This window comes from Streptomyces sp. NPDC051662 (assembly GCF_040681655.1).
GTDB lineage: Bacteria > Actinomycetota > Actinomycetes > Streptomycetales > Streptomycetaceae > Streptomyces.
The window spans coordinates 235,481-261,337 of sequence record NZ_JBFAZD010000007.1 but is presented as its reverse complement, the minus strand read 5'-3'; the positions used below and the strand labels follow the sequence as shown (position 1 = coordinate 261,337).

7 protein-coding genes and 1 pseudogene are annotated in these 25,857 nt (G+C 72.3%); 4 read left to right on the top strand and 4 right to left on the bottom strand.

Features of this window, described 5'->3' with window-relative positions; translation table 11 throughout:
* Positions 1 to 59: 59 nt before the first annotated feature.
* A complete protein-coding gene (locus tag AB0M67_RS14685; protein WP_365745714.1) occupies positions 60 to 9,746 on the bottom strand; it encodes a type I polyketide synthase in 9,687 nt (3,228 codons plus the stop codon).
* Between the two features lie 44 nt (positions 9,747 to 9,790).
* Positions 9,791 to 14,059, bottom strand: a pseudogene (locus AB0M67_RS14680) (beta-ketoacyl synthase N-terminal-like domain-containing protein); the annotation flags it as partial.
* Between the two features lie 263 nt (positions 14,060 to 14,322).
* Here AB0M67_RS14680 and AB0M67_RS14675 point away from each other — a divergent pair.
* The 4 genes from AB0M67_RS14675 to AB0M67_RS14660 are packed head-to-tail and all read left to right on the top strand — an operon-like array spanning position 14,323 to position 18,269.
* On the top strand, positions 14,323 to 15,753 hold the full coding sequence (locus AB0M67_RS14675) for a glycosyltransferase (protein WP_365745713.1): 1,431 nt from the start codon (positions 14,323 to 14,325) through the stop codon (positions 15,751 to 15,753).
* 12 nt (positions 15,754 to 15,765) lie between these two features.
* Positions 15,766 to 16,821 carry a DegT/DnrJ/EryC1/StrS family aminotransferase gene (locus AB0M67_RS14670; RefSeq protein WP_365745712.1) on the top strand — a complete coding sequence of 352 codons (1,056 nt, stop codon included), beginning with the start codon at positions 15,766 to 15,768 and terminating at the stop codon, positions 16,819 to 16,821.
* A gap of 19 nt (positions 16,822 to 16,840) precedes the next feature.
* Entirely contained in the window at positions 16,841 to 18,016 is a 1,176-nt protein-coding gene (locus tag AB0M67_RS14665; RefSeq protein WP_365745711.1) for a cytochrome P450, read from the top strand.
* 52 nt (positions 18,017 to 18,068) lie between these two features.
* Positions 18,069 to 18,269 carry a ferredoxin gene (locus tag AB0M67_RS14660; protein ID WP_365745710.1) on the top strand — a complete coding sequence of 67 codons (201 nt, stop codon included), beginning with the start codon at positions 18,069 to 18,071 and terminating at the stop codon, positions 18,267 to 18,269.
* A gap of 88 nt (positions 18,270 to 18,357) precedes the next feature.
* On the opposite strand, the gene AB0M67_RS14655 is transcribed toward AB0M67_RS14660, so the two are convergent.
* Together AB0M67_RS14655 and AB0M67_RS14650 are read right to left on the bottom strand one after the other, a co-directional pair.
* The gene (locus AB0M67_RS14655; protein ID WP_365745709.1) at positions 18,358 to 19,542 is read right to left on the bottom strand and encodes a cytochrome P450; all 1,185 of its coding nucleotides are present in this window, start codon (positions 19,540 to 19,542) and stop codon (positions 18,358 to 18,360) included.
* 128 nt (positions 19,543 to 19,670) lie between these two features.
* A complete protein-coding gene (locus AB0M67_RS14650; protein ID WP_365745708.1) occupies positions 19,671 to 25,847 on the bottom strand; it encodes a type I polyketide synthase in 6,177 nt (2,058 codons plus the stop codon).
* Positions 25,848 to 25,857 lie beyond the last annotated feature (10 nt).

The following is a 25,857-nucleotide window of genomic DNA, read 5'->3' as shown; positions in this document are numbered from 1 at the left end:
GTGCCGCACGACCGGCGACGTCCGCCCGGCGCCAGGGGGTGGACGTCGCCGCGGGTGGACTACATCTCGGTGGCGAGCCGCAGCAGGCTCTCGGCGTCCATGTCGTCGAGCGAGTCCTCGCCGTCGGCGGCCGGGGCGGTCGCCTCGACGGCGTCGGCGGTGGCGAGTTTGAGCACCATGTCCAGAAGTCCCGCTTTACGGAGTCGGCTGATGGGAACGGAGGCGAGGGCGTCGCGGATCTCCGCGTCGGGATCGTCGGCGCGGTTCTCGTCGGTCCGCCCGGGGGCGGTTCCGAAGAGCAGCGAGCCGATGTGCTGGGCGAGGGCGGCCGGGGTCGGGTGGTCGAAGACCAGGGCGGCCGGCAGCGGCAGGCCCAGGGCCGTCCGCAGCCGGTTGCGCAGTTCGACGGCGGTCACGGAGTCGAAGCCGACATCGCGGAAGGCGCGGGTGGCGGGGATCGCCTCGGCCGCGTCGTGGCCGAGCGTCGCGGACGCCTCCGCGCGTACCGCTTCGAGCAGCGCGCGGTCGCGTTCGGCCGTGGCCAGGGTGTCCAGCCGCTGCCTGAGCGGGGGGACGGCGGGTCCGCCCTCGCCGGTGGGCAGTTCGTCGGAGGCGGCCAGCGCCCTGCCCGCCTCCGGGATCCCGGAGAGCAGCGGGCTGGGCCGGGTCGCGGTGAAGCTGGGCGTGAACCGCTCCCAGTCCATCAGCGTCACGGTGAGCGCCGTGTCGTCGTCCTCCAGCATCCGCTGGAGCGCGGCGATGGCCAGCGGCGGTTCCATGGGCAGGACGCCCTGGCGCCGCAGTCGCTCGTGGACCTCGTCGACCGTGGCCATACCGACCTCGGCCCAGGTGCCCCAGGCGACGGACGCGGCGGTCAGGCCCTCGGCCCTGCGGTGCTCGGCGAGGGCGTCGAGGAACGCGTTGGCCGCCGCGTAGCCGGGCTGGCCGCCACTGCCCCAGGTCGCCGCGCCCGAGGAGAACAGGACGAAGGCGTCCAGGTCGAGGCCGCGGGTCAGTTCGTGCAGATGCAGGGCGGCGGTCAGCTTGGACCGCATCAGCGCGTCCAGCTGGTCCAGCGTCAGCGACTCCACGGTGGCGTCGCCGTCCGCCACGCCCGCCGCGTGGAACACCGAGGCGAGCGGGAACTCCTCGGGGATCGCGGCCAGTACGCCGGCCAGCGCGTCGCGGTCGGCGGCGTCGCAGGCGGCGATGGTGACGCGGGCGCCCAGGCCCTCAAGTTCGGTGCGGAGCGCCGTCGCGCCGGGCGCTTCCTCGCCGCGCCGGCTGGTCAGCACCACGTGTCCGGCGCCGCGTTCGATCATCCAGCGGGCGACCCGGCCGCCGATGCCGCCGGTGCCGCCGGTGATCAGCGCCGTACCCCGGGCCCGCCAGCGGCGCTCGGGGTGGTCCGCGGTGGGCGCCGCGTGGGTCATCCGGCGGCCGTAGACCCCGGACGGGCGGATCGCGATCTGGTCCTCGCCGTCCAGGCCCGCCAGGACGGCCGTCAGCCGGGCCGTGGCGCGCGCGTCCGGGGTCCCGGGGAGGTCGACGAGACCTCCCCAGCGGTCCGGGTGCTCCAGTGCGACCACGCGGCCGAGACCCCACAGGGCGCCCTGCACGGGCCGGGTGAGCCGGTCGTCCCGGCCCACCGACACGGCGCCGCGGGTGGCGCACCACAGGGGGGCGCGGAGCCCCGCGTCGCCCAGTGCCTGGACGAGCGTGAGCGTCAGGGCCAGTCCCGCGGGTACGGAGGCATGGCCCGGGTGGCGCTCCTCGACGGGTGCGAGCAGGGACAGTACGCCGGTGAACTCCGTTCCGTCGGCGGTCAGTTCGGCGAGCCGCTTGGCCCAGGCCGCCCGGTCGGTGCCGCTGCCGCTCGGGCCCTCCGCCTCGAACCTGACCGTGTCAGGGCCCAGTGCGGCCAGCGCGGCGGAGATCCAGGCGTCGTCGGTACGGTCGGCCGGGACCACCGCGAGCCACCGGCCGGTGGGCGCGGCGGTGCCCGGCTCGTTCAGCCGGGTCCAGTCGACGCGGTAGCGCCAGGCGTTGACGGCGGAGCGCTCACGCGACTTGGCCCGCCACGCCGACAGCGTGGGCAGTACGTCGCCGAGCGAGGAGCGCGCGCCGTTGGCGCCGACGCCGAGTTCGTCGGCCAGGGACTCCAGGTCCTCGCTCTCGACGAGATCCCAGAACGCCGCGTCCGCGTCCGTACCACCGCCGCTGCCGGCGGCGCCGGTCCCGGCCATGGGCCTGGGCTCCGGCCAGTACCGGCGGCGCTGGAAGGCGTATGTGGGCAGTTCGACCGGGACGGCCCCGCCTGCGGGGAACGCGGCGCGCCAGTCCACCGCGGTGCCGTGGGTGTGCGCCTCGGCGAGGGAGGCCAGGAAGCGCCTGAGGTCGCCCTCGTCCCGGCGCAGGGTGCCGAGCACCACCGCGGAGTCGGCGACGGCCTCGGCCACCGACTCCTGGGTCTCCTGGATGGGGGCGGCCAGCACCGGGTGCGGGCTCATCTCGATGAAGACGCGGTGTCCGTCGGCCAGCAGCGCCCGGGTCGCCTCCTCCATCCGTACGGTCCTGCGCAGGTTCGTGTACCAGTAGGCGCCGTCGAAGGCGGCCTCCGTCAGCCGGGCGCCGGTCACCGTCGAGTAGAACGGCACGCGCGGGGCCTCGGAGCGGACCGGTGCGAGCACGCGGGAGAGTTCCTCGCGTACGGCCTCGACGTGCGCGCCGTGCGAGGCGTAGTCCACCGACACCTTGCGGGCGCGCACGCCCCGCTCTTCGCAGGCGGCGAGCAGTTCGTCCAGCGCCCCGGCGTCGCCGGAGACGATGACCGAGGAGGGTGCGTTGACGGCCGCGACCGAGAGCTGTTCGCCCCACGGTTCCAGCAGGGCGGTCACCCGCTCGACCGGTGCGGCCACCGACATCATGCCGCCGAGGCCGGAGAGCCGGGGCAGGGCCTGACTCCGCAGGGCCACGACGGCGGCGGCGTCCTCCAGGGTGAGCGCGCCCGCCACATGGGCGGCGGCGATCTCGCCCTGCGAGTGGCCGACGACCGCCGACGGCTCGACTCCGTACGAGCGCCACAGCGCGGTGAGGGCGACCATCATCGAGAACAGCGCGGGCTGCACCACATCCACGCGTTCGAGCAGCGCGGGGTCTCCCTCGCCGCCCAGGACGTCGTGCAGTGACCAGTCGATGTACGGGGCGAGCGCGCCGGCGCAGGCGTCCACGGCCTCCCGGAACACCTCGGAGTGCGCGAGCAGCTCACGGCCCATGCCCCACCACTGCGAGCCCTGGCCGGGGAAGACGAACACGGGTCCTGTCGACCCCTCGCCCACGGTGCCGTGGACGACGCCCGCCGCGCTCCGCGCGGTGGCCAGCGCTTCGAGGGAGTGCAGGAAGTCGCTCCGGGTCCGGCCGAGCAGTACCGCGCGGTGGGTGAAGGCGGAGCGGGTGGTCGCCAGCGACCAGCCCACCCGGGTGGGCGAGAGGCCGGGGTCGGCGTCGGCGAGGGCGAGCAGCCGGGCCGCCTGGTCGCGCAGCGCCTGCTCGGACTTGGCCGAGACCAGCCACGGTACGACGGGCCCGGATTCGGCCTCGCCGGGCGCCGAGGCCCGGCCGGGCACCGGAGCCTCGTCAGCCGTCGCGGCTTCGGTGACCGCCTCGGTGTCGGTCTCGATGTCGGTCTCGGTGTTCACCGCCGTCTCGGCCGGGGGCGCCTGTTCCAGGATCAGATGCGCGTTGGTACCGCTGATCCCGAAGGACGACACGCCCGCGCGCCGCGGCCGGTCGGCGTCCGGCCAGGCGGTCTGTCCGGTCAGCAGCTCCACCGCGCCCGAGGACCAGTCGACATGCGACGACGGGATGTCGGCGTGCAGCGTCCCGGGAAGGACGCCCTCGCGCATGGCCATCACCATCTTGATGACGCCCGCGACTCCGGCGGCGGCCTGCGTATGACCGATGTTGGACTTGAGCGAGCCGAGCCACAGCGGACGCTCCGGGTCCCGGTCCTGACCATAGGTGGCCAGCAGCGCCTGCGCCTCGATCGGGTCACCGAGCTTCGTCCCCGTACCGTGCGCCTCCACCGCGTCGACCTCGGCGCCGGTCAGTCCGGCGTTGGCGAGTGCCTGGCGGATGACGCGCTGCTGGGAGGGGCCGTTGGGGGCGGTGAGCCCGTTGGACGCGCCGTCCTGGTTGATCGCCGAGCCGCGTACGACCGCGAGGACGCGGTGGCCGTTGCGCCGGGCGTCCGACAGCCGCTCCATCAGGACGACACCGACGCCCTCCGCCAGCGTCATCCCGTCGGCGGCCTCGGAGAACGGCTTGCAGCGGCCGTCGAGCGCGAGCGCCCGCTGCCTGCTGAAGCCCACGAAGGCGTGCGGGGTGGCCATCACGGCGGCGCCGCCGGCCAGCGCGAGGGAGCTCTCGCCGCTGCGCAGCGACTGGCAGGCCAGATGGATCGCGACCAGCGAGGACGAGCAGGCGGTGTCGACGGTGACGGCCGGGCCCTCGAACCCGTACAGATAGGACACCCGCCCCGACAGCACGCTGGCCGCCGTGCCGGTGACCATGTGTACTTCGGAGCCCTCGGTGCCGTTCTGCACGCTGGTCGAGTAGTCCTGGTAGCTGGCGCCGATGAAGGTTCCTGCGGCGCTGCCCCGCAGTGAGTCCAGATCGATCCCGGCGCGCTCGAAGGCTTCCCAGGAGGTCTCAAGCAGCAGGCGCTGCTGGGGGTCCATCGATACGGCCTCACGCGGTGAGATGCCGAAGAAGCCGGGGTCGAACTCCGCGGCCTCGTGCAGGAATCCGCCCTGGGTGGAGTAGGTCCTGCCCTGTCGGTCGGGGTCGGGGTCGTAGAGCCCCCGGGCGTCCCAGCCGCGGTCGGCGGGGAACTCGGAGATGACGTCCGCGCCGTCCAGCGCGAGCCGGATCAGTTCCTCGGGCGAGCCCGCGCCACCGGGGTAGCGGCAGCTCATGCCGATGATGGCGATGGGGTCGGCGTCGGCGGCGGCGGCTCCGGCGGGCGCGGTGCGGGCGGCCACGGCCGGTTCCCCGTCGCCGCCCAGCGCGGCGGACTTCAGGAAGCCCGCGAGCGCGACCGCGTTCGGGTAGTCGAAGACCATGGTCGACGGCAGGGTCAGTCCGGTGGCCGCGACGATACGGTTGCGCAGGTCCACGGCGGTGACCGAGTCGAAGCCGATGTCGCGGAAGGCGCGCCGCTCGGGGAAGGACTCGGCGGAGGCGTGGCCCAGGACGGCGGCGGCTTCCGTACGGACCAGGGTGAGGAGCAGCCGTTCCTGTTCGGGGCCCGGCAGATCGTGCAGCCGCGCCGCGAGATCGCTCAACTCAGGCCGTCCGCCAGCCTGTTGGGTGGTGCGGGTGAGCTGACGGGCGACCTCCGGGACCTCGTCGAAGAGACGGGTGGGACGGCCGGCGGTGAAGACCGGGTAGTACGTCTCCCAGTCGATGTCCGTGAGCCCGATGACGGTCTCGTCGTCGTCCAGGACCGTGCCGAGACCGCTCAACGCGAGCCGCGGATCGAGGTATTCGAGGCCGCTGCGGCGGATGTGGTGCGGGTCGGCCAGCTCGCGCTCGATGTCGTCGGGCCACTTGCCCCAGTGCACCGAGGTGGTGCGCAGACCGCGGGCGCGGCGGCTGACGGCGAGCGCGGAGAGATAGGCGTTGCCCGCGACATAGGCGGCGTGGTGGCCGCTCCCCCACATGCCGGCGGTGGACGAGTAGAGGATGAAGTCGTCGAGTTCCTCGTCGTCGAGCAGTTCGTCCAGGTGCTGGGCTCCGGTGACCTTGGCGTGCACGACGGCGGAGAAGGACTCCATGGTGGTCTCGGCCAGGGTGTACAGCTCGATGACGGCGGCGGTGTGGATGACCGTGCGTACGGTACGGCCCTGGGCCTTGAGGTCCGCGAGGAGCGCGGCGACGGCTTCGCGGTCGGTCACATCGCAGGCGACGGCGGTGGCCTCGGTGCCCGACGCGGCCAGTTCCGCGACGAGTTCGGCCGCGCCCGGGGCCTCGATGCCCCGGCGGCTGGCGAGCACCACATGCTCCGCGCCCCGCTCGGCGAGCCAGCGGGCGAGATCGGGGGCGAGGGTGCCCGAGCCGCCGGTGACCAGTGTCGTACCGCGCGGTGTCCAGGTGCGGGACGGGGTCCGGGACGAGCCCTGGCCGCCGGCTCCGGCGCGGACGATACGGCGGGTGAAGACCCCGGAGGGGCGTACGGCGAGCTGGTCCTCGTCGCCCAGCGCGCCCGCGAGGGCGGAGACCACGCGTCCGGCGGTGCGCTGGTCCAGTGTCGGCGGCAGATCGATGACGCCGCCCCACCGCCGGGGGTGTTCCAGTGCGGCGGTCCAGCCGACACCGGCGACCTGCGCCTGCACCGGGTGGGTGAGCGCGTCGGAGCGGCCGGTGGAGACCGCGCCCCGGGTGAGGAACCAGAGGGGGGCCTCGATCCCGGCGTCGCCCAGGGCCTGGACCAGCGAGACGGTCAGCGCGAGTCCGAGCGTGAGGCTCGGGTAGCGCTCGCCGCGCTCCTCGGCGGCGGCGAGCGTGGAGACGATCCCGGCGAACTCCCCGATTCCGGCCAGCCGTTCGGCGAGGACGGCGCGGTCCACGTACGGCTCGTCCAGGACCAGCCGGGTCACCTCCGCGCCCGCTGCCTCCAGCAGCGCGACCGTCTCGCTGTCGTCGGTGTCCGCGGCGGAGACGACGAGCCAGCCGCCGGTCAGGGACCGCTGCGGGACGGTGCTCACCGGCGACCAGGTCACCCGGTAGCGCCAGGAGTCGACGGTGGAGCGGTCATTGCGGGACCTGCGCCAGGAGGAGAGCGCCGGCAGGACGGCGGCCACGGAGTTCGCGTCCGTGCGCAGCGCGGTGGTGAGCGCCGAGAGGTCCTCCCGCTCCACGGCCGCCCAGAACTCCGCGTCCAGCGGGTCGATGGCGTCGACCCGGTCGAGCACGGCGGGGATGTTCCAGAAACGCTCGTGCTGGAAGGCATAGGTGGGCAGATCGACCCGGCGGACATCCGTGCCGGCGAAGAGTCCGGCCCAGTCGACCTCGACTCCGCGTACGAACACCTCGGCGGCGGAGAGCAGGAAGCGCCCGAGCCCGCCCCGGTCACGCCGCAGCGTGCCGGTGGCGACGGCCGGTTCACCATATGCCTCGGTCATGTCCTGTACCGACATGGTCAGTACGGGATGCGAGCTGACCTCGATGAAGGCGCGGTGTCCCGCGGCCAGCAGATCGCCGACGGCGTCCGCGAACCGCACTCTCCGGCGCAGATTGCGGAACCAGTACCCCGCGTCCAGCTGTTCGGTGTCCAGCCAGTCGCCGGTCACCGTGGAGAAGAAGGGGATGTCGGAGGCGCGGGGGCCGACCGGCGCGAGGACATCGAGGAGTTCGTCGTGCAGATTCTCGACCTGCGCGGAGTGCGAGGCGTAGTCCACCGCGACCCTGCGGACCCGTACCTCCTCTGCCGTCAGCCGCGCCGACAGTTCGTCCAGCGCGCCGGGCTCACCCGAGACGACGACCGAGTGCGGCCCGTTGACCGCGGCCACCGACACCCGGCCCGACCAGGTCTCCAGCAGCCGCTCCACCTCGTCGACCGGCAGCGGGACGGACATCATTCCGCCATGGCCGGCCAGGGTGCGGCCGATCGCCTGGCTGCGCAGCGCGACCACCCGCGCGCCGTCCTCCAGCGAGAGCGCGCCGGCGACCACGGCCGCCGCGATCTCACCCTGCGAGTGGCCCACGACCGCGGCGGGCTCCACGCCGTGGGAGCGCCAGAGGGCGGCGAGGGAGACCATCACGGCGAAGGACGCGGGCTGCACCACATCGACCCGCTCCAGCGACGGGGCGTCCGGCGCACCGCGCAGCACGCCCTCCAGCGACCAGTCCACGAACTCGCCGAGAGCGGCGGCGCATTCAGCGATCCGCTCGGCGAAGACCGGGGATTCCGCCAGCAGCCGGGCACCCATGCCGGCCCATTGCGAGCCCTGTCCGGGGAAGACGAACACCGTCCTGCCCTCGACATCGGCGACACCCGAGACGAGATCCGTCCAGGACTCGCCGGTGCCCAGCGCCCGTGCTCCGGCGAGGAGTTCGGCGCGGTCCGCGCCGACCACGACCGCGCGGTTCTCGAAGACCGTGCGCGCGGCGAGGAGGGAGTGGGCGATGTCGGCGGGCCGCGCCGACGGGTCGGTCTCCAGCCGGGCCACGAGCGCGCTCGCCTGGTCGCGCAGCGCCGTGTCACCGCGTCCGGACACGATCCAGGGCACGGCGGGGCCCGCGAAGGGCGCCGGAGCGTCCGTGTCTCCTACGGTGTCCCCGTCCGCCTCCGCCGCCGCTTCTGTCGGGGCCGGGGCCTGCTCCAGCAGGGCGTGGGCGTTGGTGCCGCTGATACCGAACGACGACACCGCGCACCGGCGCGGCCGTCCTGTCTCCGGCCACCGGACGGCCTCCGTCAGCAGCCGTACCGCGCCCGAGGACCAGTCGACATGTGACGAGGGGGTCCCCGCGTGCAGCGTTCTGGGCAGTACGCCGTTGCGCAGCGCCATCACCATCTTGATGACGCCCGCGACTCCGGCGGCGGCCTGCGTATGACCGATGTTGGACTTGAGCGAGCCGAGCCACAGCGGACGCTCCGGGTCCCGGTCCTGACCATAGGTGGCCAGCAGCGCCTGCGCCTCGATCGGGTCACCGAGCTTCGTCCCCGTACCGTGCGCCTCCACCGCGTCCACGTCGGACGGGGACAGCCCGGCCGTCGCCAGGACCTGACGCACCACCCGCTCCTGGGAGGGGCCGTTGGGGGCGGTGAGCCCGTTGGACGCGCCGTCCTGATTGACCGCGGAGCCACGCAGCACGGCCAGCACCTGGTGCCCGTTGCGCCGGGCGTCGGAGAGGCGTTCCGCGACGAGTACGCCGACCCCTTCGCCCCAGCCCGTGCCGTCCGCGTCGTCGGAGAAGGCCTTGCACCGTCCGTCGGGGGCCAGTCCGCCCTGCTTGCTGAACTCCACGAAGACGGAGGGCTCGGTGAGTACGGTGACGCCGCCGATGACGGCGAGCGAGGATTCGCCGTTGCGCAGCGACTGCGCCGCCACATGCAGGGCGACCAGCGACGACGAGCAGGCGGTGTCGACGGTGATGGCGGGGCCTTCGAGCCCCAGGGTGTAGGCGAGACGCCCCGACAGCACACTGGCCGCCGTACCGGTCAGCGCGTGTCCCTGGAGTTCACCGGCCGCGGCGGCCGAGGGCGCTCCCCAGTGGTAGGCGCCCACGAACACACCGGCCCGGCTGCCGCGCAGCGCGGTCGGGGCGATCCCGGACCGCTCCAGGGCCTCCCAGGTCACCTCAAGCAGCAGCCGCTGCTGCGGGTCCATGGCGATGGCCTCGCGCGGGGAGATACCGAAGAAGTCCGCGTCGAATTCGGCCGCCTCGTAGAGAAAGCCGCCTTCGTGGGTGGCGCTGTTTCCCTCCCCGGTCCCGGTGAGCCGGTCGAGATCCCAGCCGCGGTCGGCGGGAAATCCCGATATGGCGTCGCCACCGGACTCGACGAGTTCCCAGAGGGCTTCGGGGGAACGTACGCCTCCGGGCAGCCGGCAGCTCATTCCGACGATGGCGATGGGCTCATTGTTCTTGAGCTCCAGTTCGCCGATGCGCTGCCGCGCGCGGCGGAGATCGGAAGTGACCCGCCTCAAGTAGTCGACGACTTTGTCCTGCTGATCTTCTGGCACCGGTCCGTCCTCATCATCGGGTCGCGAACGAAAGCAACAATTCTCTATGTGGTTTCGAACTCTTCATCGATGATGTCGAGCAGTCTGTCGACCGACACCGTCTCGATGTCCTCGCCGGAAGTGCGCAGTGCGGGGGGCGTGGATTGTCGAAGGGTGGAGATGATTTTCTCCAGGCGGTCGGCGATCACCTGGCGTTCAAAACCGTCCGACGACACCGAGTGGATGACGGACTCGAATCTGGTGAGTTCGTCGTCCGCCGAGCCCGTCGCCGGGGCGGCGGGCGTGGTGAGGATCGCCGCGAGATGGTCGGCGATCCGTACGGGCGTCGGGAAGTTGAAGACGAGCGTGCTGGGCAGCGCCCGGCCGGTCAGTACGCCGAGCCGGTCGCACAGTTCGACGCCCGCGAGCGAGTCGAAGCCCATCTCCTTGAAGGCGTGCCGGGCGCCGATGGCGTCCGCGCCGCCGTGGCCGAGCACCGCGGCGGCCTCGGTCCTGACGAGATCGAGCAGATACCGCGCCCGCTTGCCCTCGGGCATCTCCTCCAATTGCCTGACCAGGGTGGGGATGTCCCCGTCCCGTACGGCCGGCTTGGCGGCCGGTGGCCGGGTGGTGCGGGCGGCGGACTCCGTACGGGCCCCGGTCCTGGGCGCCGCCTGGGCGGGCAGCAACTCCTCGGCGGTCAGCGGGCGTACGCGCAGCGACTCGACCGTGAGCACCGGGGTCCCGGAGAAGTCGGCGGCCGTCAGCTCCAGTACAGAGCCGGCGCTGTCGCCGACCCCGCCGTCGTCGCGCGGGGTGAGCCGTACGCGCAGCGCGGAGGCCCCGAAGGCATGCAGGGACACGCCACGCCAGCGGTCGGGCAGACTGCCCTCGCCGGTCATGGCGGCGTGCCGCGCGGCGTCCAGCAGGGCGGGGTGGAGTCCGTACGCCTCCGCGTCGGCGACCTCCGCGGGCAGGGCGACCTCGGCGAAGCTCTCGGCGCCGCGCCGCCACAGCGCCCGCAGGCCCTGGAAGACCGGGCCGTAGTCGAAGCCGCGGTCGGCGAGGTGTTCGTAGTGGTCCTCCAGGTCCACCGGTTCGGCGCCCTCGGGCGGCCAGACTCCCGTACCGAAGCCTAGGTCCTGTCCGGTCGATCTACGTGGATCAGGCCGCGGCGTCTGGTGCGTGCGATCGCAAGGCGGAGGATCGCCCGTGTACTGGACGTACTCGGGCGACTCCGACAACGCGGCGAGCGTGCGTGCCGGGCGTCGCGGACCCGCGAAGATCGGCCGGACAGGACCTAGGTCCGCGGCGGTGCGGGGCTCGCCGGGGACCGGGGTCAGGACGCCGGTCGCGTGCTGGGTCCACGGTTCGTGGACGGCGCCCTCCGGCCTGGAGTGGACGGTGACGGTGCGCCAGCCGATGCCGTCCGCCGTGCTCAGACGTACCTGTACCCGTACGGATCCGTGCTCGGGCAGGACGAGCGGCTCGGTGAGGGTCAGTTCCTCTATCCGGTCGCAGCCCGCCTCGTCGCCCGCCCGGATCGCCAGCTCCAGCAGGGCGGCCCCCGGCAGCGTGATCCGTCCGGCGATCGCGTGCTGGGCCAGCCAGGGGTGGGTGCGGGTGGAGAGCCGTCCGGTGAACACCAGGCCCTCGCCACCGGCGAGTTCCAGGGTGACGCCGAGCAGGGGATGCCCGGTGGCGCCCGCGCCCTGGTTGCCCGTGGCGGCCGACGGCGGGGCCGGCCAGAAACGCTCGCGCTGGAAGGCGTAGGTGGGCAGTTCGACCCGGCGGGCGGCCGTGTCCGCGAAGAAGGCCCGCCAGTCGACCGGGACTCCGGCGGTGTGCAGCCGGCCCAGCGTGGCGACGAGGGCGGCCTCCTCCGTACGGTCCTTGCGCAGCGCGGGAACGACGGTCATGTCCCGGGCGGCCTCGCCGAGGCTGTCCTTGGCCATCGCGGAGAGCACGCTTCCGGGGCCCAGCTCCAGCAGGACGTCCACGTTCTCCGCGCCCAGCGCCCTGACGCCGTCGGCGAAGCGCACGGCCTGGCGTACATGCCGCACCCAGTAGTCGGGGGTGCGCAGCCGCGCGCCTGCCAGTTCGCCGGTGAGGTTCGAGACGACCGGTACGGCCGGCTCGTGGAAGGTGAGTGTTTCCACGACGCGCCGGAAGTCCGCGAGCATCGGATCCATCAGCGGGGAGTGGAAGGCGTGCGACACCGACAGCCGGTTCGTCTTGCGCCCCAGGTCGGTGAAGTGCGCGGCGATCTCCAGGACCGCGCTCTCCTCGCCCGCGACGACGACGGACGCGGGCCCGTTGACGGCGGCGATGGAGACCTGGTCGGCGCGGGCCGCGAGCAGCGGAAGGATCTCGTCCTCGGTGGCCTGTACGGCGGCCATGGCGCCGCCCGTGGGCAGCGCCTGCATCAGCGCGGCGCGCGCGGCGACCAGCCGGCAGGCGTCGGCCAGCGAGAACACGCCCGCGACATGGGCGGCCGTGATCTCGCCGATCGAGTGGCCGCCGACCACGGCGGGGCGTACGCCCAGGGACTCCATCAGCCGGAACAGCGCCGTCTCGATGGCGAACAGCGCGGGCTGGGTCCAGCCGGTGAGGTTCAGGGTCTCGGGATCGTCGCCCCACATGACCGTGCGCAGCGGCCGGCCGAGATGGCCGTCCAGCTCGGTCAGTACCTCGTCGAGGGCGCGGGCGAAGACGGGGAAGCGCGCGTACAGGTCACGCCCCATGCCCAGGCGCTGGCTGCCCTGGCCGGGGAAGAGGATCGCGGTGGTGCCCTCGCCCGCCTCGCCGCGGGCGGCCTCGATGACCTCCTGGCCGTCCGCGAGCAGCACGGCACGGTGCCTCAACGCGGCCCTGCCGGTCGCCAGGGAGTAGCCGATGTCGGCCGGCGCGAGGCCGGGGGCTTCGGCCACGTACTCCGTGAGCCTGGCCAGTTGGTCCTTCAGCGCGGCTTCGGTCCTGGCCGAGACGGGCCAGGGCAGCACGGCGGGCACGGTGCCGGGAACGGGAGCGGACGGGGCCGGTTCGCCCGCGTCCGGGGCCTGTTCGACGATCAGATGCGCGTTGGTGCCGCTGATCCCGAACGACGAGACGCCCGCGCGCCTGGGCCGGTCGTCCGCGGGCCACGGTACCGGCTCGGTCAGCAGCTCGATGGCGCCGTCCGTCCAGTCCACCTGGGAGGTCCGCTTGTTCACATGGAGGGTCCGCGGCATCAGTCCGTGCCGCATGGCCATCACCGTCTTGATGAAGCCCGCGACCCCGGCCGCGGCCTGGGCGTGCCCGATGTTCGACTTGAGGGAGCCGAGCCGCAGCGGGTGCCCGGGGGCACGGCCGCGGCCGTAGGTGGCGAGCAGCGCCTGTGCCTCGATCGGGTCACCGAGCCTCGTACCGGTGCCGTGTGCCTCGACCAGATCGATATCGGCTCCGGTGAGACCCGCGTCGGCCAGCGCCAGCCGGATGACGTTCTCCTGTGCCCGGCCGCTCGGGGAGGTCAGTCCGTTGGACGCGCCGTCCTGGTTGGTGGCGCTGCCGCGGATGACGGCGAGTACGGAGTGCCCCTGGGCGCGGGCGTCGGAGAGGCGTTCCAGTACGACGATACCGACGCCCTCGGCCCAGGCGGTGCCGTCCGCGTCGTCGGAGAACACCTTGCAGCGTCCGTCGGGGGCCAGCCCGCCCTGCCGGGAGTAGCCGACGAAGCCGACCGGGGTGGACATCACGGTGACGCCGCCGGCCAGCGCCATCGTGCACTCCCCCGCGCGCAGGGAGCGCGCCGCCCAGTGCAGGGCGACCAGCGAGGAGGAGGAAGCGGTGTCGACGGTGACCGCCGGCCCTTCGAGACCGAGGGTGTAGGCGAGCCGTCCGGACGCGACGCTGGGCGAGAGCCCGGTCATGGCGTGGCCCGCCAGGTCTTCCCCGGACTGCTGGGTGACGGTGGCGTAGTCCTGGCCGTTGGTGCCGACGAACACACCGGTGCGGCTGCCGTGCAGGGCGTACGGGTCGATCCCGGCCCGTTCGACGGCCTCCCAGGAGGTTTCGAGCACCAGCCGCTGCTGCGGGTCCGTGGACACCGCCTCGCGCGGCGACATGCCGAAGAACCCGGCGTCGAAGTCGGCCGCGTCGTGCAGGAATCCGCCCTGGCGGGTCACACTGCGGCCCGGTCCCTCGCCGGCCAGCGCGTCCAGGTCCCAGCCGCGGTCGGCCGGGAAGCCGGAGATCGCGTCACGGCCCGTACGGACCAGCTCCCACAGCTCCTCGGGGGAGCGCACGCCGCCCGGATAGCGGCATGCCATCCCGACGACCACTACCGGGTCTTCGTCGGCTCCGATCGTCATGACGTTGCACACCCCTAGGGAAAGTCGGGCCTCGGACACCTCTCCGTGCCGGATCGTATGGGCGTCAACGCTGTACTTTTCCCTAAGGAATTCAGCGGCCCCCGGCGGAAGACTAGGGATTCTCCGGAGCGTGGCGTGAGACCAAGTAACTGTTCCGCTTCCTCGCGCGGCACGGCCACCCGGCGACCGGCCGTGTGGGTACCTGTGGCACCGAACGCTCCGGCTGCCACTTCCGAAGGGTGTTGTCCATGAGCTCGATTCGGCGGCCGATCCTGTTCGTCAGCTATGCCGAAAGCGGTCTTCTCAACCCGCTGCTCGTACTGGCGGAGGAATTGTCCCGCCGTGGGGTGGAGGATCTGTGGTTCGCTACCGACGAAAAGGGTCGCTCCGATATCGGGGCGGCCAAAGTGGGAACGCCCGTGGAGTTCGCGTCACTGGGCGACGTGGTGTCCGAGATGTCGGCCGTCACCTGGGACGACGAGACCTATCGGGAGGTGACCCAGCGTTCGCGGTTCAAGGCGCATCGCGCGGTCATCAAGCACTCCTTCGCCCCGGAGTCCCGGGTGGAGAAGTACCAGCGCCTCGAAGCCATTGTCGATGAGGTGAAGCCGGCCCTGATGGTCATCGAGTCGATGTGCCAGTTCGGGCATGAGCTGGCCATCACGAAGGGGATTCCCTTCGTGCTCGGCGTGCCGTTCGTGCCGAGCAATGTGCTCACCTCGCATGTGCCGTTCGCCAAGTCCTACACCCCCGGCGGCTTCCCGGTGCCGCACTCGGGGCTGCCGCTGGACATGACGTTCGCGCAGCGGGTGCAGAACCAGCTGTTCCGGCTGCGGACGCTGGGGATGTTCATGACGTCCTCGATGCGCAAGGTGGTCGAGGAGGACAACCGGATCCGGGTGGAGCTGGGGATCGCGCCCGAGGCGCGCCAGATGATGGCCAGGATCGACCATGCCGAGATGGTGCTCTGCTACTCGGTGCCCGAGCTTGACTATCCGTTCCCGATGCCGGAGAAGATGCGGCTGGTCGGTGCGATGGTGCCGCCGCTGCCTCAGGCGCCGGACGACGACGGTCTCTCCGCGTGGCTCGACACCCAGGAGTCCGTGGTCTACATGGGGTTCGGCACGATCACCCGGCTGACCAGGGAACAGGTCGGCGCGCTGGTGGATGTGACGCGACGGCTGGCGAGCAAGCACGCGGCGGTGCTGTGGAAACTGCCCAAGGAGCAGCAGGAGTTGCTGCCGCCCCGGGACGAACTGCCCGGCAATCTGCGGATCGAGAGCTGGGTCCCGTCCCAGCTGGATGTGCTGGCCCATCCGAAGGTCAAGGTCTTCTTCACCCACGCCGGCGGCAACGGCTACCACGAGGGGCTGTACTTCGGTAAGCCGCTGGTGGTGCGTCCGCTCTGGGTCGACTGCGACGACCAGGCGATCCGTGGCCAGGACTTCGGGGTCAGCCTGACCCTCGACCGTCCGGAGACCGTCGATCCGGACGACGTGTTCGACAAGCTCACCCGGGTGCTCGACGACGGCGCGTTCCGTGAGCGCGCCGAGCACTTCGCGGAGCTGCTGCGCGCGGCGGGCGGCCGGTCCGCCGCCGCGGATCTGATTCTGGGCCTTCCGGCCCTCACCGAGCCCGCCCCCGCCCGGACTTCCGCCCCGGCTCCCGCCACCGACTGAACGAGGCATTCCATGTCATACACCCATCCTGTGTCCAAGCCCTGGCTCGGCGGGCGAGAGCTTGAGTATGTGACGGAGGCCGTCAGCGACGGCTGGATCTCCTCGCAGGGGCCGTACGTTCGCAAGTTCGAGAGCGAGTTCGCCGACTACAACGGGATCGCGCACGGCGTCGCCTGCTCGTCCGGTACGACGGCGCTCACGCTGGCCCTGCGCGCCCTCGGTGTCGGCCCCGGCGACGAGGTGATCGTCCCCGAGTTCACGATGATCGCGACGGCGTGGGCGGTGACCTACACCGGTGCCACGCCCGTCTTCGTGGACTGCGGGGACGATCTCAATATCGATGTCTCGCTCATCGAGGAGAAGATCACCCCCCGCACCAAGGTGATCATGCCGGTGCATATCTACGGCCGCCGGTGCGACATGGACAGGATCATGGAACTGGCCCATGAGTACAACCTGCGCGTGGTGGAGGACTCCGCCGAGGCGCACGGCGTACGGCCGGTCGCCGACATCGCGTGTTTCTCGCTCTTCGCCAACAAGATCATCACCGCCGGTGAGGGCGGCATCTGTCTCACCAACGACCAGCACCTCGCCGATCAGATGGCGCATCTGCGGGCGATGGCCTTCACCAAGGACCACAGCTTCCTGCACAAGAAGCTGGCCTACAACTTCCGTATGACGAGCATGCAGGCGGCTGTCGCCCTGGCACAGACCGAGCGGCTCGACACGATCCTGGAGATCCGCCGGGAGATCGAGCGGCGGTACGACGAGGGCCTGAGCGGTATCGACGGGATCACGCTGATGCCGCCGCGCGATGTGCTGTGGATGTACGACCTGCGTGCCGAACGCCGGGAGGAGCTGCGGGACTTCCTCGCCGACGAGGGCATCGAGACACGGGTCTTCTTCAAGCCGATGAGCCGGCAGCCCGGCTACCTCCACCCCGACTGGCCCTCGCTGAAGGCCAGCCGTTTCAGCGAGGACGGCTTCTATCTCCCGACCCACACCGGGCTGACCGAGGAGGACCAGGAGTTCATCACGGGAACGATCCGCAAGTTCTACGGCGCCTAGGCCCAGGGGAATCGAGAAGATGACGACTACCGACAGGTGCCCGGTCGCCTTCCCGCTGCGGCGGCCCGGCCAGTCCTTTCCACCGCCTGAGTACCGGGACTTCCGCGAGCAGGACGGGCTGGTGCGTACGACGCTGCCCTCCGGCGTCCAGGTGTGGCTGGTGACCCGGCACGAAGACGTGCGTACGGTCCTCACCGATCCGCGGATCAGCTCCAACCCCTCGCACCCCGGCTTCCCCCGGGCGGCGAAGACCGGCGGTGTCCCGTCCCAGGACGAGGTGCCCGGCTGGTTCGTGGCACTGGACCCGCCGGAGCACGGGCGGTTCCGCAAGACGCTGATTCCCGAGTTCACCGTCCGCAAGGTCAGGGAGATGCGGCCGGCCATCCAGCAGATCGTCGACGAGCGTATCGACGCCATGCTCGCGGCGGGGAACACCGCCGATCTGATCGCGGACTTCGCGCTGTCCGTACCGTCCCTGGTGATCTCCAGTCTGCTCGGGGTGCCCAACGCCGACCGGGACTTCTTCGAGACCAAGACCCGGGTGCTGGTGACGCTCACCTCCACGGACGAGCAGCGGCAGGCCGCGTCCATGGCGCTGTTGCGCTATCTCAACCGGCTGATCACCATCAAGCAGAAGCGGCCCGGCGACGATCTGATCAGTCAGCTGCTGGCCGAGGGAACGCTGAGCAAGCAGGAACTGTCCGGTGTGTCGATGCTGCTGCTGATCGCCGGGCACGAGACCACGGCGAACAACATCGGACTCGGTGTGGTCACGCTGCTGTCCAACCCGCGGTGGATCGGCGACGAGCGGGCGGTGGAGGAGCTGCTGCGCTACTACTCCGTCGCCGACCTGGTCGCCTTCCGGGTGGCCGTCGAGGATGTCGAGATCGGCGGCCAGCTCATCAGGGCGGGCGAGGGCATCATCCCGCTGGTCGCGGCGGCCAACCATGACGGGACCGTCTTCGACCGCCCCGACGAGTTCGACCCCGGCAGGTCCGCGCGTTCGCATGTGGCGTTCGGGTACGGAGTGCATCAGTGCCTCGGCCAGAACCTGGTCAGGGTCGAGATGGACATCGCCTACCGGACGCTGTTCGAGCGGATCCCGACGCTGGAACTGGCCGTGCCGGTGGAGGAGTTGCCGCTCAAGTACGACGGGGTGCTGTACGGGCTGCACGCCCTGCCCGTGCGCTGGTAGACCGGCGCCCCCGGCGGGGAAACACGTACGACCGCAGGTAACCGACGGAGGAATGATGGTTCACATCAGCGTGGACACCGAACGCTGTGTGGGAGCGGGGCAGTGTGTGCTGTCGGCTCCCGATGTCTTCGACCAGGACGACTCCGGGATCGTCATGGTCCTGGAGGAGCCGGCGGACGAGCCGGGGCGGGAGGCCGCGCGGCAGGCGGGGCTGATCTGCCCGTCCCAGGCGATCACCGTGAAGGAAGGCTGAGCGGCGGACTCGCGCGCCCAACGGGCTCTGCCCCCACCGGCGGTGGGGGCAGAGCCCGTGGTGATGTGCCGCCCTGACCGGCTCCGCGCTACCAGGTGACCGGCAGTTCGGTGAGGCCGGCCGAGAGCTGGCCGCCCAGCACCTCAAGCTCCTCCACCGGGAGGGCCAGGCGCAGCTTGGGCAGGCGCGTGAAGAGCAGGGTGTACGCCGTCTTCAGCTGCATACGGGCCAGCGGGGCGCCGATGCAGTGCCACATCCCGTGCCCGAACGTCAGATGCGCGTTGGGCGAGCGGGTGATGTCGAACAGCTCGGGGTCGTCGAAGACCTGGGTGTCGAAGTTGGAGAGGGTGAAGTCGAGCAGGACCAGATCACCGAATCGAATGGTGACCCCGCCGATCTCGACATCCTCGGTGGCGTACCGCGGCAGCACCGAGCCGCCCGCCTTCGCCGAGCGCAGGATCTCCTCCACGGCGCCCAACATCAGCTTCGGATCCCCCAGCGCCGCGTCACGCTGCTCGGGGTAGAGGCCGAACAGCACCACTCCGAGATCGATATGGCTGGCGACGGCCTCCAGCCCGGCGAAGAGCACTCCGGCCGCTATCGGCCCGATGCGCTCGTCCGACGGCTCGTTCGCGCACAGCCGGGAGATCACATCGTCGCCGGGTTCGGCCCGCTTGCGGCCGGCCAGCTCCACCAGATAGCCGAAGAGGTCCTGCTGTCCGCCCTGGACGGTGTTCGGGTCGTCCAGACCGCCCATCCGGGACAGCAGCGTGACGAGCAGACCGCGGTCCTCGGCGGGCACACCGATGAGTTCACCGAGCACGGACAGCGAGAACGGCAGGGAGAACCCGCCGTGCAGATCGGCGGGCGGCCCCTGGGCGATGAAGCTCTCCAGCAGACCTTCCGCGATGGCCTCGACCTTCGGCATCAGATTGAGCACGCGCCGGGCCGAGAAGTTCGGGGTGAGCATCGCGCGGGTCTCGGTGTGCAGCTTCCGCGCCAGCTCGGCGTCGTCGGTGACGAGCATGTCCAGGAACGGGTTCTGGACATAGCGCGGGGCGTTCGCCGGATCGGGGTGCGCGCGGGCCAGCCGCTCGTCGCGCAGCAGTTCCTTGAGTTCGGCGTGGCGGGTCACCAGCCATCCCTCGTCGCCGGCGGGGGTACGCACCTTGCAGACGGGGCTCCGGGTCTGGAGCTCACGCAGCAGCGGGCTCAGCCGCAGCACGGTCGGCGGCACGCCCTTGAGCGACGGCAGCTCGTGGGATGTGGTCATGGGGGGTCTCTCCTCTGGACGGTCGGACGGTGGTGCGCGGGTGCCGCTGTGCGTCGGGACCCGTGGGGCGGGACGGGGCCGGGCGAGGCTGAGTCGTACGACCACAGCCCCGCCCGGCCCCGCCCGGGTCACACCTCGCCGGCGGGCAGGCCGCCGAGCCACTCCTCGATCGTCCGCGCCGTCAGCGCGGAGTGCTCCTTGGCGAGGGACAGATGGTTGGCCTGAATCTCACGGATGTCGTCCGCGGGGACGCCGGCGGTGTCGAACAGGAAGCCGTCCAGCGACTCCACACACCGGACCAGCATCGTCGGCGCGGTGGTGGGCACCGTCTCGATGTCGGTCATCGCCATGAACCAGTGCGCCATCGCGGAGAGCCTGGCGCTGTTCAGCGTCACCGACGGCGAGTCGATGTCGGCCAGGTAGTACCGGGTGGTCCTGTCGAGGTCCTTGCCCTCGCCCGGCTGGTACCTGATGCTCGCGGTGTCCAGCAGGATCACCGCTTCGGGGCGGATGCCCCAGGTCTCCTCCAGTACGCCCGCGGCCAGATAGGCGAGCGAGCCGCCCGTGGAGTGGCCCACCAGGACGAAGGGTTCACCGTCGCTGGCGTGCAGGGCGCTCTCCGCGACGATACGGGCCGCGGCCTCGCTGGTGGCCGGCAGCAGCTCACCGGGGGCGAACCCCATGAGCGGCAGGGCGGAGACATGCCGCTTGCCGCGGAAGTGCGCCGCGATGCGGGCGTACTGGTGTACGCCACCGGTGGCGCCCGGGGCGCTGACGAACACCAGCCGGGGGCTGCTCGGACCGTCCGCGAGAACGACGGGCGCCGACAGCTCCTCCAGGTCGGCGGGGGTCTCGAAGGTCGGCCGGGTGTTGGCGACGGCCTTGAGCATGCGCATGCCCTCGACCATCTTTCCGGCCTGCACCGCCGCGTAGAACAGGCCCTCCAGCGTCTCCTCCGGGTTATGGATGCCGCGCGCGGCGGCGGGAGCGCCCGCGGCGGTGCCCGGGGTGCCGGGGGCGAGCTGTCCGGCCAGCTCCCCGTGGAGCCAGCGGGCGAGCTTCACCGGGGTCGCGTTGTCGAAGACCACCGAGCTGGGCAGCCGCAGCGCGAGCGCCTCGGCGAGCTGGTTGCGCAGCCCGACGGAGACGAGCGAGTCGAACCCCAGCTCCAGGAAGCCGCGTTCGGGGTCGACACCGCTCGGGTCGGGGTGGCCGAGGAGCGCGGCGGAGTAGCCCACCACCAGCTCGGTGAGCAGGCCCTCCTGCTCCGGCGCCGACAGGTGCCGCAGCCGTTCGCGCAGGGTGACAGGCGAGCGGTCGGCCGCGGCGGCGGTGCGGCGGGTACGGGGTACCAGCTCCCGCCACAGCGCCGGCAGGGCCTGCTGCTCCTGGAGCCCGGCGACATTGATCTGGGTCGGCACCACCGTGGCCCGGTCCCGGAGGAGCGCGGCGTCGAACAGCGCCAGGCCCTGCTCGATCGCCAGTGGCGGCATACCGCCCCGGGCCATCCGCTCCAGGTCGGCGGTGCTGACATGGCTGGTCATACCGCTGCCCCGGCCCCAGGGGCCCCAGGCGAGGGAGACCGCGGGCAGCTCCTGGCTCCTGCGGTGCTGGGCGAGGGCGTCCAGATAGGCGTTGGCCGCGGCGTAGTTGCCCTGGCCGGGGCCGCCCAGCACACCGGAGACCGAGGAGTAGAGCACGAAGGCGGCCAGATCGAGATCGCGGGTCGCCTCGTGCAGATACCAGGCGGCGTCCACCTTCGGCCGCAGTACGCGCTCCAGCAGCTCCGGCGTCAGCGAGCCGGTGAGCGCGTCGCCCAGCACACCGGCGGTGTGGACGACGGCGGTCAGCGGGCGCTGCTCGGGCACCCCGGCGATCAGCGCGGTCACCGACTCCCGGTCGCCCAGGTCGCAGGAGACCACGGAGGCTTCGGCGCCCCGCTCGGCCAGGGCGGCGAGCAGTTCCGGCACGCCCGGGGCGTCCTGGCCGCTCCTGCTGGCCAGCAGGAGATGCCGTACACCGTGCTCGGCGACCAGATGGCGCGCCAGTTCCTTGCCGAGGCCGCCGGTGCCGCCGGTGATCAGTACGGTGCCCTCGGGGTCCCAGGGGCGCGCCGCGCCGCCGGCCGAGGGGGTCTCGTCGCTCTCGGGCAGCCGCGTGAGCCGACCGGCCCTGACCGTGTGGGAACGCACGACGAGCTGCTGTTCGTCGAGGCCGAGCAGACCGGGCAGGACCCCCGCCGACAGAAACGTGTCGTCCATGTCGACCAGCAGGAAGCTGCCGGGGTTCTCGGTCTGCGCGGACCGTACGAGGCCCCACACCGCGGCGGCGGCCACGTCCTTGACGTCCTCGGCGTCGACGGCGATGGCGCCCCGGGTGACGAAGACCAGCCGTGAGCGCGCCAGCGCCGGTTCGTTCAGCCACTCCTGGAGGAGGCCGAGGACGAAGGTGGTGAGGGCGCGCACCGACTCGGGTCCGGACTTCGCCGGGTCGCCGACCACGGGCACCAGGAAGACATCGGGGGCGACACCGCTGTCGCCGACCGCGCCGGTCAGGGACTCCGCGTACGCGCTGACGGTCTCGTCGGCGCGGTGCATCGCGTAACCCAGGTCGAGTTCGTCGACGCCGACGACCGCCCAGCGGGTGCCGGTGGCGGCCACCGGCTCGGGGACGGGCACCCAGTCGAGCGTGAGGAGCGAGCCCCGCTCGGTGCCGCCGGTCGTGGGGGTGGCCTGCCGGGGCTCGCCGGAGGGCGGGCCCAGCACCAGCGAATCGACGGAGAGCACCGGAGCGCCGGTCATGTCGACCGCGCTCAGCGCCACCTCGTCCGGGCCGGTCGCGGTGATCCGTACGCGCAGGGCGGAGGCCGCCGCGGCGTGCAGGGTCAGCCCGTTCCAGGACACCGGGACGGCGGCGGGCGCGCCGTCGGGGTCGAGGGAGCCCGCCGCGCGGGCGGCGGCGTCCAGCAGCGCCGGGTGGATGCCGAACGCGGCGGCGTCCTCGGCCGCCGGGGGCAGCGCCACCTCGGCGTAGACCTCGCCCTCGCGCCGCCAGACCCCCGACAGCCCCTGGAACACCGGCCCGTAGGCGAGGCCGGCGCCGGTGAGTCGTTCGTACAGTCCGTCCAGGGCGACCTGCTCGGCGTCGCGCGGCGGCCAGACGGCGGTGTCGAACCCGCCGGTCTCCTCGGCCTGTCCGGCCACCGCCAGCACGCCTCGGGCGTGCGGTGTCCAGCCGTCCGCGTCGCGGTCGGCGGGACGGGAGTGCACCGTCAGCGCCCGGTTGCCCGCGTCGTCCGGCGCGCCCACCCGTACCTGCACGGTGACCGCGTCGCGACCGGCCAGTACGAGAGGGGCGGACAGCGCCAGTTCCGTGACACGGTGCGGGCCCGCCTGGTCGCCGGCCCGGATCGCCAGCTCCGCGAAGGCCGCGCCGGGCAGCACGATCCGGCCGGAGATCCGGTGGTCGGCGAGCCAGGGATGCGACTGCGCCGACAGCCTGCCGGTGAGCACGATCTCGTCCGACCCGGCGATCGTGACGGCGGCGCCGAGCAGCGGATGCCCGGCGGCCACCAGACCGAGACCCGAGGCGTCGCCGCCGACCGCGCGGACCGTGGGCCAGTACCGCTCGTTCTGGAACGCGTATGTCGGCAGCTCCACCCGGCGGGCGCCCGTACCGGCGTAGAGTCCGGCCCAGTCCACCGCGAGGCCGCGGGTGTACAGCCCGGCGAGCGCGGTCACGGCCGCGGTCTCCTCGGGCCGGTCCTTGCGCAGGACCGGCAGCGCCGTCACGGCCGGGTCCTGGACGGACTCCGGTACGAGGGCGGAGAGGACGGCGTCCGGGCCCAGTTCCAGGAAGGTGCGTACGCCGCGCCCGGCGAGCGCCCGCACCCCGTCGCCGAACCGCACGGCCTCGCGCACATGGCGCACCCAGTAGCCGGGGTCCGTGAGTTCACCCGTGGTGGCCACCTCGCCGGTCAGGTTCGAGACGACCGGTACGGACGGCTCCTGGCAGGCCAGGCCCTCCACGACCGCGCGGAACGCGTCGAGCATGGGCTCCATCAGGGGCGAGTGGAACGCGTGGCTGACGGCGAGCCGGGTGGTCTTGCGGCCCTCGGCCGCCAGCCGGGCCGCGAGGTCGAGCACCGCGGTCTCGTCGCCCGAGACGACCACCGCGTCGGGGCCGTTGACCGCGGCGACGGAGACCCGGCCGGTCAGCAGCGGCGTGATCTCGTCCTCGGTGGCCCGTACGGCGACCATCGCGCCACCGGCGGGCAGCGCCCGCATCAGCCGGGCCCGCGCGGCGACCAGCCGGCAGGCGTCCTCCAGCGAGAACACCCCGGCCACATGCGCGGCCGTGATCTCACCGATGGAGTGCCCGGCGAGGAAGTCCGGCGTGACGCCCCAGGAGCTGACCAGCCGGTACAGCGCCACCTCGACGGCGAACAGCGCGGGCTGGGTGAACCCGGTGTCGTTCAGCGCGTCCGGGTCGTCGCCCCAGATGACCTCGCGCAGGGGACGGTCCAACTCCCCGTCCAGCTGGGCCAGTACGGCGTCCAGGGCCTCGGCGAAGACGGGGAAGCGCGCGTACAGCTCCCGGCCCATCCCGACGCGCTGCGAGCCCTGGCCGGAGAAGAGCACGGCGAGCGTGCCCTTGCCGGAGACCCCGCGCGCCACCTCGACGGGCGCCCCGTCCTCGGCGTCCGCGGTGGCCAGTAGTACCGCGCGGTGCTCGAAGGCGGTACGGGTGGTGGCGAGCGAGAAACCGAGGTCGAGCGGGTCGGCGCCGCGCGCCCGCGCGAAGGCGCGGATCCGGTCCAGCTGGGCGTCGAGCGCGGCGCCGCCCCGGCCGGACACCGGCCAGGGCACGGCCTTCGGCACGACGGTCGGCGTGGGCGCGGGCGTGTCCTCGGCGGTCTCGGACTCGGCGGGCGGCGCCTGCTCGATGAGCACATGCGCGTTGGTGCCGCTGATACCGAACGACGACACCCCGGCGCGGCGCACCCGGTCGCCCTCCGGCCACCGCACCGGCTCGGTCAGCAGCCGTACGTCACCGGCCGTCCAGTCCACATGCGAGGAGGGCGCGTCCACGTGCAGCGTCCGGGGCAGCACGCCGTTGCGGAGCGCGAGCACGATCTTCATCACCCCCGCGACGCCGGCCGCCGCCTGGGTGTGACCGATGTTCGACTTGACCGCGCCGAGCCACAGCGGACGGTCCGGCTCGCGGTCCTGGCCGTAGGTGGCGAGCAGCGCGCCCGCCTCGATCGGATCGCCCAGCGTCGTGCCCGTACCGTGCGCCTCGACCGCGTCCACATCGGACGGGGAGAGTCCGGCGCCGGCCAGCGCCTGGCGGATCACCCTCTGCTGGGAAGGGCCATTGGGCGCGCTCAGACCGTTGGACGCGCCGTCCTGGTTGACCGCGCTGCCGCGCAGCACCGCGAGGACGGGGTGTCCGTTGCGCTGGGCGTCGGACAGCCGCTCGACGACCAGCAGACCGGCGCCCTCGGACCAGGCCGTGCCGTCCGCCGCGTCGGAGAAGGCCTTGCAGCGCCCGTCGGCGGCCAGTCCGCCCTGGACGCTGAACCCGGCGAAGCTGGCGGAGGTCGCCATCACGGTCACTCCGCCGGCCAGCGCCAGCGAGCACTCGCCGTTGCGTACGGCCTGCGCGGCGAGGTGCAGGGTCACCAGTGAGGACGAGCACGCGGTGTCGAGCGTGACCGCGGGGCCTTCGAGTCCGAGGACGAAGGAGAGCCGGCCCGACAGGACGCTCGCCGCGAGGCCGTTGCCCGCGTAACCGCCCATGTCGTCGCGCGCGGCGAGCACGAGGTGCGCGTAGTCCTGGGAGTTGGTGCCGACGAACACGCCGGTCCTGCTGCCGCGCAGGGTGGCCGGGTCGACGCCGGAGCGCTCGATGGCCTCCCAGGCCACCTCCAGGAGAAGTCGCTGCTGCGGGTCCATGGCAAGGGCCTCGCGCGGCGAGATGTCGAAGAAACCCGGGTCGAACCGCGGCGCGTCATGGACGAACCCGCCCTCCTGGGTGGCGCTGCGTCCCTCGCCGTCACCGGCGAGCACATCCAGGTCCCAGCCGCGGTCGTCGGGGAATCCGGAGATGGCGCTGCGGCCGTCGGCGAGCAGCTCCCACAGATCCTCGGGAGAGCGCACCCCGCCGGGAAACCTGCATCCCATCCCGACGATCGCCACCGGTTCGTGACGGCCGGATTCGGCCTCTTCGAGTCGTTGGCGGGTCTGGTGCAGATCCGTCGTGACCCACTTCAGGTATTCGACGAGTTTCTGTTCGTCCGGCATCGTCCGTGAA

Excerpts from the sequence above, each read along its gene's own strand:
- AB0M67_RS14665 (WP_365745711.1), top strand. The coding sequence starts at position 16,841 with ATGACGACTACCGACAGGTGCCCGGTCGCCTTCCCGCTGCGGCGGCCC.
- AB0M67_RS14675 (WP_365745713.1), top strand. The coding sequence starts at position 14,323 with ATGAGCTCGATTCGGCGGCCGATCCTGTTCGTCAGCTATGCCGAAAGC.
- AB0M67_RS14660 (WP_365745710.1), top strand. The coding sequence starts at position 18,069 with ATGATGGTTCACATCAGCGTGGACACCGAACGCTGTGTGGGAGCGGGG.
- AB0M67_RS14650 (WP_365745708.1), bottom strand. The coding sequence starts at position 25,847 with ATGCCGGACGAACAGAAACTCGTCGAATACCTGAAGTGGGTCACGACG.
- AB0M67_RS14655 (WP_365745709.1), bottom strand. The coding sequence starts at position 19,542 with ATGACCACATCCCACGAGCTGCCGTCGCTCAAGGGCGTGCCGCCGACC.
- AB0M67_RS14670 (WP_365745712.1), top strand. The coding sequence starts at position 15,766 with ATGTCATACACCCATCCTGTGTCCAAGCCCTGGCTCGGCGGGCGAGAG.